This is a genomic window from Sinisalibacter lacisalsi, assembly GCF_014640115.1.
In the GTDB taxonomy this organism is placed as follows: Bacteria; Pseudomonadota; Alphaproteobacteria; order Rhodobacterales; family Rhodobacteraceae; genus Sinisalibacter; species Sinisalibacter lacisalsi.
Genome location: NZ_BMGI01000026.1, coordinates 1 through 624, shown reverse-complemented (window position 1 = coordinate 624; position 624 = coordinate 1). Strand labels below are relative to the sequence as shown.

General features: G+C 36.2%; 1 protein-coding gene. It reads left to right on the top strand.

Annotation, left to right across the window (positions count from 1 at the left end):
• Positions 1-271 (top strand): hypothetical protein (locus IEW01_RS17875; RefSeq protein ID WP_188530342.1); only part of this gene is annotated, 271 nt, incomplete at its 5' end.
• Positions 272-624 lie beyond the last annotated feature (353 nt).

The following is a 624-nucleotide window of genomic DNA, read 5'->3' as shown; positions in this document are numbered from 1 at the left end:
TAGGGCAGAAATAAATGCAAAAGAAACAAAAGAGACCATAGCAAAAATCAACAAAGCCAAAAGCTGGTTCTTTGAAAGGATAAATAAAATTGACAAACCATTAGCCAGACTCATCAAGAAACAAAGGGAGAAAAATCAAATCAATAAAATCAGAAATGAAAATGGAGAGATCACAACAGACAACACAGAAATACAAAGGATCATAAGAGACTACTATCAACAATTATATGCCAATAAAATGGACAACGTGGAAGAAATGGACAAATTCTGAGAAAAGTACAACTTTCCAAAACTGGACCAGGAAGAAATAGAAAATCTTAACAGACCCATCACAAGCACGGAAATTGAAACTGTAATCAAAAATCTGCCAGCAAACAAAAGCCCTGGTCCAGACGGCTTCACAGCTGAATTCTACCAAAAATTTAGAGAAGAGCTAACACCTATCCTGCTCAAACTCTTCCAAAAAATTGCAGAGGAAGGTAAACTTCCAAACTCATTCTATGCGGCCACCATCACCCTAATACCAAAACCTGACAAAGGTGCCACAAAAAAAGAAAACTACAGGCCAGTATCACTGATGAACATAGATGCAAAAATCCTAAACAAAATTCTAGCAATCAGAAT